We start from the raw sequence: 7600 nt of genomic DNA, 5'->3' as shown, positions 1-7600 counted from the left end.
CTTTCTGCGTCGGTACGAGCAGGCCACCAACAGCCACGATCCGGCCCGGCTGGCGCCGCTGATCGCGGCCGACGCGAGCTACTGGTTCACCGACGGCTCGCACCACGGGCGGGACGCGGTCCTCGCCGCGATCGGCCGCACGTTCGCCACCATCACCGACGAGACCTACCGGATCGAGGACGTGACCTGGCTCTACCGCGGCGACGACCAGGCGGCGTGCCGGTACCGGTTCCGCTGGTCCGGCACCGTCGACGGCCGCGCGGCCAGCGGCGCGGGCCGGGGTACGGCGATCCTCGTCCGCGGCGACGACGGCTGGCAGGTACGGCACGAACACCTCAGCCACTGACCGTCATCCGCCTCGGCGCCGACCGCGAGGCGGCACCGACGGGCCCGCCGACGATGGGTCACGGCACCGACGATGGCGTCGGCGGCAACGGCTCGGCGCCGGTCCCGGTCCCGGCGGTACCGGCCCCGGTTGCGGTCTCGGCCGCGTCTGCAATCTCGGCCGCGGCATCGGATAAGCCTGCGGTCTCGGTCTCGGTCTCGGTCTCGGCCGCGGTCTCGGCCGCGGTTGAGGTCTCTGCCGGGGTTGCGGTTGCGGCGGTTGCGGTTTCGGCCGCGGTTGCGACCAGCGCGGCGATCCGGTCGGGGTCGCTCAGGCAGTCGAGGTGTCCGCGGCCCGGCCAGCGCACCACCGTGCCCCGCCGGCACACCGCCCGCAGCGCGTCGAGGTCCCGGCCGAGCGGGTCCCGGCTGCCGGCGGCGAGCCACACCGGACCGGGGTACGCGCGCAGGCAGCCGACCGGATCGAGCCCGGCCAGCTGCGTCGCGATCGCCGGCAGCGCGGCGCTGTCGATGCCGCCGGCGGTCATCGCCGCCGCCACCGCGGGCGGCAGCGACCGGCGGAAACCCCAGCCGCTGAGCCGATCCACGGCCCGGGGGAACCGGCCGGCGGTGCTGAACGCCCAGCGGTAGGCGGTGTACAGCGGTCCGCGCGGCACCGCGGCCGCGCCGATCGTCACCAGCCCGGCGACCAGATCGGGGTGCCGTCCGGCGGCGGCGATCCCGACGTACCCGCCGAGCGACATGCCGACGACCAGCGCCCGGCCGCCGAGCTGCCGGATCGCGTCCGCGACCGTGGCCACCGCGCCGTCGAGCGAGAACGCTTCGCCGCGGCGGGCGCCGTGTCCCGGCAGGTCCGGCGCGCTGCTCCGGCAGCTCGGGCAGCGCGCGCGGACCGGGTCCCACATCGTGCCGCTGAGCCGGCTGCCGTGCACGAAGACGATCGGGAGGGTGCCGTTCGGACCGGTCATGCCACCGACCGTACCCGCGAAACACAACGCAACGTTGCGTTGCACTATGCTCAGGTATGTGACCATCGACACCGACGCCCCCGAGAACCCCCGGTCTGCGCGACCCGACAAGTCCGGGTCCGGCTCCGCGTCCGGCCCGCGGAAAGCGGCGGCGATCTTCAACGCCACGCTCGACCTGCTCGCCGAGAGCGGGTACGAACGGCTCACGATCGAGGCGGTCGCCGACCGGTCCGGCGTCAACAAGACGACCATCTACCGCTGGTGGAAGTCCAAGGGCGCGCTCGTCGGCGCCGCGCTGCTGGGCAGCCGCCGGCTCGACCTCGCCGTACCCGACACCGGCAGCCTGCGCGGCGACCTCGCCGGTCTGCTGCGTACCGTGCTGGCACTGCTCACCGAGGCGCCGACCGGCCCGGTCGCGGTGGCGGTGCTCGGCGCCGCCACCCACAGCGAGGAACTCGCCGGGTACGTGCGGGGCTTCTTCGCCGACCGGCTGGGGCGGGAACGGCCGCTGTTCGCCCGCGCGGTCGCCCGCGGCGAGCTGCCCGCCGACACCGACCCGATGCTGCTGGTCGACCTGCTCGCCGGCGCCGCCTGGCTGCGCGTCGTCTTCCGCGCCGAGCAACCGGACGCGGACTTCGTCGACCGCGCCGTCCACACGGTGCTGCACGGCGCCCGGTCCCGGTACCCCGACTGACCTCGGCCCGACCGGCGGGAGCCGCGCGAACCTCGCCGGGGCGCTCGAGTCCGTCGACGGCAACCGTTCCCGGCGCGGTCCCCCTGGCGCCGCATGGGTCGATCACCCCATGCCGAACTGGTCGCGGCTTCGACACGCCTACGGCAGCGCCGCGGACGTTCCCGCGCTGCTCGACCGGGCCGGCGCCGATCCACGGGCCGAGGTCTGGGATGACGTGTGGTCCCGACTGTGCCACCAGGGCACCGTCTACACGGCCAGCTCCGCGGCCTTGGCCACCCTGGCCTCGATCGCACGCCGCTTTCCCCCGGCGGACCAACGCCCGCGAAGACCACGGAAACGACCGTGTCCCCCAGAGCTGATCGCTCTGGGGGACACGGTTATCCGCGCCGCACCACTGGTCCCGAAGCTCCGGGCAGCGGATGGGCGGTTGCGGGTCAGCTGCAGCCGGAGGTGGAGCCGCAGCCCTCGCAGACGTAGCAGCTACCGGCCGGGCGCATCTTCGTACCGCAGGTGAAGCACAGCGGCGCGTCGGCCGCCTTGCCCTGCACCGCCTCCAGCAGCTCGGTGGACGAACCGGCCTGGCTGGACGCGGCCACCGTGGGCTCCGGCGCCGGCTCGGCCCGACGCTGCGCGACCGGTGCCGAGGACGCCATCGCGGCGAAGTCCACCGGCTCGTCGGCGTGCACCGACGCCGGGTCCTCGCCGCGCACCTCGGCGGCGCGCTCCGCGTTGGTCAGGATGCCCATCTCGGCCCGCCGCTCGAACGGCAGGAAGTCCAGCGCCAGCCGGCGGAACACGTAGTCCAGCACCGACGCCGCCATCCGCACGTCCGGGTCGTCGGTCATGCCGGCCGGCTCGAACCGCATGTTGACGAACTTCTCGACGTAGGTCTCCAGCGGCACCCCATACTGCAGAGCCACCGAGATCGCCACCGAGAACGCGTCCATCACGCCGGCCAGGGTGGACCCCTGCTTGCCCAGCTTCAGGAACACCTCGCCGATCCCGTCGTCCGGGTAGGACGACGCGGTCAGGTACCCCTTGGCGCCGGCCACCGAGAACGACGTCGTACGGCTCGGCCGAGACTTCGGCATCCGCTTGCGCACCGGCCGGTACTCGACGATCTCCTTGACCGGCTCGGCCGCCTGCGCCGGCTCCTTCTTCTTCGCCGACAGCGGCTGGCCGACCTTGCAGTTGTCCCGGTAGATCGCGAGCGCCTTCAGGCCGAGCTTCCAGCCCTGCAGGTACACGTCCTCGATGTCGGCGACGGTCGCCGACTCCGGCAGGTTGACCGTCTTGGAGATCGCGCCGGACAGGAACGGCTGCAGCGCCGCCATCATCCGCACGTGCCCCATCGGCCTGATGGACCGCTCGCCCATCGCGCAGTCGAACACCTCGTAGTGTTCCGGCCGCAGCCCCGGCGCGTCCACCACGTGTCCGTGCTCGGCGATGAACTCGACGATCGCCTCGATCTGCTCCTCCTGGTAGCCCAGGCGGCGCAGCGCGCGCGGCACGGTGCGGTTGACGATCTGCATCGAGCCGCCGCCGACCAGCTTCTTGAACTTGACCAGCGCCAGGTCCGGCTCGACCCCGGTGGTGTCGCAGTCCATCGCCAGGCCGATCGTGCCGGTCGGCGCCAGCAGCGACGCCTGCGCGTTGCGCCAGCCGTTCTTCTCGCCGACCTCGAGGCCCTTGCGCCACTCGGCGCCGGCCGCCTCGAAGATCCGCCGGTCCTCGACCCCGACGGTGTGCGCGGAGTCGTTCGCGGCGGCGTGCTTGCGCATCACCCGGGTGTGCGCGGACGCGTTGCGGGCGTACCCGTCGTACGGGCCGACCACGCCGGCGAGCTCGGCCGAACGCCGGTACGACACGCCGGTCATCAGCGAGGTGATCGCCGCCGCCACGGCCCGGCCACCGTCGGAGTCGTACGCGTGCGCGGTCGCCATCAGCAGTGCGCCCAGGTTGGCGTAGCCGATGCCGAGCTGCCGGTACGCCCGGGTGGTGTCACCGATCGCCTCGGTCGGGAAGTCGGCGAAGCAGATCGAGATGTCCATCGCGGTGAACACCAGCTCCACCGACTTGACGAACTTCGCCACGTCGAACGTGTTGTCGTCGCGCAGGAACTTCATCAGGTTCATCGACGCGAGGTTGCACGACGAGTTGTCCAGCGACAGGTACTCCGAGCACGGGTTGGACGCGGTGATCCGGCCGGTCTCCGGGTTGGTGTGCCAGTCGTTGATGGTGTCGTCGTACTGCAGGCCCGGGTCGGCGCACTCCCACGCCGCCTTGGCGATCTTGCCGAACAGCTGCTTCGCCTTGACCGTGTCGACCACCTCGCCGGTGGTGCGGGCCCGCAGCGCGAACTCCTCGTCGCCCTCGACCGCCCGCATGAACTCGTCGGTCACCCGGACCGAGTTGTTCGCGTTCTGGTACTGGACGCTGGTGATGTCCTTGCCGCCCAGGTCCATGTCGAAGCCGGCGTCGCGCAGCGCGCGGATCTTGTCCTCCTCGCGCGCCTTGGTCTCGACGAACTCCTCCACGTCCGGGTGGTCGACGTCGAGCACCACCATCTTCGCCGCCCGCCGGGTCGCCCCGCCGGACTTGATGGTGCCCGCGCTGGCGTCCGCCCCGCGCATGAAGCTGACCGGCCCGGACGCGGTGCCGCCGGAGGTCAGCAGCTCCTTGGAGGACCGGATCCGGGACAGGTTCAGCCCGGCGCCGGAGCCGCCCTTGAAGATCAGCCCCTCCTCCCGGTACCAGTTCAGGATCGAGTCCATCGAGTCGTCCACGGACAGGATGAAACAGGCGCTGACCTGCTGCGGCGACGTGGTGCCGACGTTGAACCAGACCGGCGAGTTGAAGCTGAAGTACTGGTGGGCGAGCATCCAGGTCAGCTCGTGCTCGAACACCTCCGCGTCGGCCGGCGAGGCGAAGTAGCCGTGCTGCTCCCCCGCGACCCGGTAGGTCTTCACCACCCGGTCGATCAGCTGCTTGAGGCTCCACTCGCGCTCCGGCGTGCCGACCGCGCCCCGGAAGTACTTCGAGGTGACGATGTTGGTGGCGTTGATGCTCCAGAAGTCGGGGAACTCCACGCCACGCTGCTCGAAGTTGACCGAGCCGTCCCGCCAGTTCGTCATCACGACGTCCCGGCGCTCCCAGGTGATCTCTTCGTACGGGTGCACACCCTCCGTCGTCCACACCCGCTCGACGCGCAGACCCTTACCGGGCCGCTGATCCTTCTTCTTCGACCCCCGCTGGCCCCTGCCGGCCGCTGAATCGGACGACGTGCCCACCGCCTCGGTCATCTCTTCCCCCTCTGCGTGGCCCCCACACCGGGTGCCACCGCGTCGTGTCGCCCACCCCGTCGTACCGGCCGGGCGGACTGCTGGCCGCTGTGCGTCGTGCGTTGTCCGGCGTCACGCGTCGTCGCCGACGGGCACCGGTAGCGACCACGCCCGGTCACCGCGCTCGATGCCGCGGTCCGTTCGCCTCGGTCGTCTGTGCTCTGGTTGTGCTGTCGGGGTCGTGCCCCGTGGTTCGTGCACCCGTGCGAGCCGCGACTCGGCCGGGTCGTCCGCTGGCGCGCCGCGGTTCAGTCGCCGCCGACCCGCACCCGCGCGCCGCCCGGGGTCTCCACCGACCGGCCGGCCGGCGCTCTGCGCCGGGCCGCGTCGGGATCCGCCGGGCCTTCCCGTTCGCCCGAGCCACCGCCTCCGCCGTCCCGCGTCTCGCGCAGGCTGGAGATCTCCTTCTCGAAGTCGTCCAGCGTGTCGAACGCGCGGTAGACGCTCGCGAACCGCAGGTAGGCCACCAGGTCGAGGTCGCGCAGCGGACCGAGGATGGCGAGCCCCACGTCGTGGCTGGGCACCTCGGCCGCACCGCGGCCGCGGACGCTGTCCTCCACCCGCTGGGCGAGCAGGGCCAGGTCGTCGTCGTCGACCGGCCGCCCCTGGCACGCCTTGCGCACCCCGGACATCACCTTCGCCCGGCTGAACGGCTCGGTGACGCCGCTGCGCTTGACGACGGCGAGGACCGCCTCCTCCACGGTGGTGAACCGCTTGCCGCACTCCTGGCAGGCGCGCCGCCGCCGGATGAGCTGGCCGTCCTCCGCCTCGCGGGAGTCGACCACCCGGGACTCGGTGTGCCGACAGTACGGACAACGCATGTCGAGCACCTCCTGACGATCTGCGCAGCCACGCGGTCGGCGAGGCGTTCGCGGGCAGCACGAAGCTGCCCGGCGAGGGCCCGACGACCTGTGTACGGAACGAACCGGCGAGGCGACTAACCCCAACCAGTGCCCATCTTACAGCGCTGTAACTACTAGATGTTGGGGCTGACGCTATTCCGTCGGCCCGGTTATCGCAAGCTGATCGACAGTTCGGCGTGTCACTGTCGCCCGCTCAGGGGAACCCGACAGGCGGGGCCACAACACGGCCCGCCGACACCCGAAGAGGTCAACGGTCGCCGGCCGGGACGTTCAGCTCCTGCCCTGGATAGATGGTGTATCCGGACAGGTGGTTGAGGTGGCGGATTCGCTCGATCGTGGCCACCGGATCGCGGGAGGCAGAGTACCGGTCGGCGATCGACCAGAGCGTGTCGCCCCGGTGCACCTCGACCCGCCGAACCGGCGGCTCGGCGCCGCCCGAACTGGCCGCCGCCGCCCCCAGCCCGGCCGCCAGCACCAACACCGCCACGGTGCGCACCAGCCGACCGCGCCGGGTCAGCCGCACCGGCCGGTGGGCGCTCGACCCTTCGGGCAGCGACCGCCGCCGTGGCGGCACGGCGCGCGGGGACGACCCCGCTCCGCGACCGGCCACCGGCCCGGTGCGGCGCCGCCCGACGAGCCGCGGATCAGCGACACCACCCTGGATCAGCCGCAAGGGTGGCCGACCGCCGTCGTCGACTGCCTGATTTCTCCCGATTGCCGCCGGATTCCCCGTCATCGGCTTTCGCATCACGCTGCGCCGTGCCGTCACCATCGGCCTCATTCGTCACTGCCCCCATGTGTCGCGCACCACCGCGGACGGCCCGCCGCGGCGACGCGCGGCGGCGGGTCGACCCGAAGGAACGACTGCCCGCATGATCGAACACAAGTTCGATCGAACGCACGTACGATTCATACCAGCGGGCGGGGCCGATTTCGAGAGTTTGTCGGCGTGTCTATCGAACACATGTTTGGTGTCGCGCCGGGTTGGCCGATACGGTCAACGGTGACAAGGATGCGCGGGCGTTGCCGTTCCGGTCGTGATCGGCCCACCGCGCGGGTCGCGCGCCGGGCTGCGTTCCGGCGTGTCGGCGCAGCCTCGCGGCCGCCGCGGGGCCGACCGAAGGGATGCCGTTGTGGACGCCGACCAGAGCCACCAGACCAGCACCGGCCGGGGCCGCCGGTCGAGCACCGGCGGGCGCGGCGGCGTGACCCCGCTGTCGAAGGCGGGCGGCCGCCGCGGCGCGCAGCAAGACGGCGGGTCGGCCACGCAGGCGGGCGCGGCGGCGCCGACCAAGCTGGCCGACGCGGCCCGCAGGGCCGACCCGACGAGCAAGGCCGGCCCGACGGGCAAGGCCGGGGGGGCAGGCAAGGCCGGGGCGAGCGGGCGGG

The 7600-nt window shown here is 72.4% G+C and carries 6 protein-coding genes; 2 read left to right on the top strand and 4 right to left on the bottom strand.

Annotation, left to right across the window (positions count from 1 at the left end):
- Positions 1-346, top strand: a 346-nt coding sequence (locus NUM_RS05580; protein WP_207123479.1) for a YybH family protein, incomplete at its 5' end; no start/stop codon positions are given.
- A 58-nt stretch (positions 347-404) separates the two neighbouring features.
- Here NUM_RS05580 and NUM_RS05575 read toward each other — a convergent pair.
- The gene (locus NUM_RS05575) at positions 405-1313 is read right to left on the bottom strand and encodes an alpha/beta fold hydrolase (RefSeq protein WP_207123478.1); all 909 of its coding nucleotides are present in this window, start codon (positions 1311-1313) and stop codon (positions 405-407) included.
- A 58-nt stretch (positions 1314-1371) separates the two neighbouring features.
- Here NUM_RS05575 and NUM_RS05570 point away from each other — a divergent pair, with 58 nt between their 5' ends.
- Positions 1372-2007 carry a TetR/AcrR family transcriptional regulator gene (locus tag NUM_RS05570; RefSeq protein ID WP_207123477.1) on the top strand — a complete coding sequence of 212 codons (636 nt, stop codon included), beginning with the start codon at positions 1372-1374 and terminating at the stop codon, positions 2005-2007.
- 434 nt (positions 2008-2441) lie between these two features.
- Here the strand turns inward: NUM_RS05570 and NUM_RS05565 are convergent, their stop codons facing one another.
- The 3 genes from NUM_RS05565 to NUM_RS05555 form a co-directional block, all read right to left on the bottom strand.
- Entirely contained in the window at positions 2442-5219 is a 2778-nt protein-coding gene (locus tag NUM_RS05565; protein WP_370466932.1) for a vitamin B12-dependent ribonucleotide reductase, read from the bottom strand.
- A 377-nt stretch (positions 5220-5596) separates the two neighbouring features.
- Positions 5597-6169 (bottom strand): transcriptional regulator NrdR, encoded by a 573-nt coding sequence (gene nrdR / locus NUM_RS05560; protein ID WP_207123475.1) that lies wholly within the window; start codon positions 6167-6169, stop codon positions 5597-5599.
- A 289-nt stretch (positions 6170-6458) separates the two neighbouring features.
- Complete coding sequence (locus NUM_RS05555; RefSeq protein WP_207123474.1) at positions 6459-6698, bottom strand: LysM peptidoglycan-binding domain-containing protein; 240 nt, start codon at positions 6696-6698, stop codon at positions 6459-6461.
- Positions 6699-7600 lie beyond the last annotated feature (902 nt).

Source organism: Actinocatenispora comari (assembly GCF_017312725.1).
GTDB classification, from domain to species: domain Bacteria; phylum Actinomycetota; class Actinomycetes; order Mycobacteriales; family Micromonosporaceae; genus Actinocatenispora; species Actinocatenispora comari.
This window is presented reverse-complemented; position numbering and strand designations above follow the sequence as displayed.

Coding starts and splice junctions, on each gene's coding strand:
- NUM_RS05575 (WP_207123478.1), bottom strand. CDS start 1,313: ATGACCGGTCCGAACGGCACCCTCCCGATCGTCTTCGTGCACGGCAGC.
- nrdR (WP_207123475.1), bottom strand. CDS start 6,169: ATGCGTTGTCCGTACTGTCGGCACACCGAGTCCCGGGTGGTCGACTCC.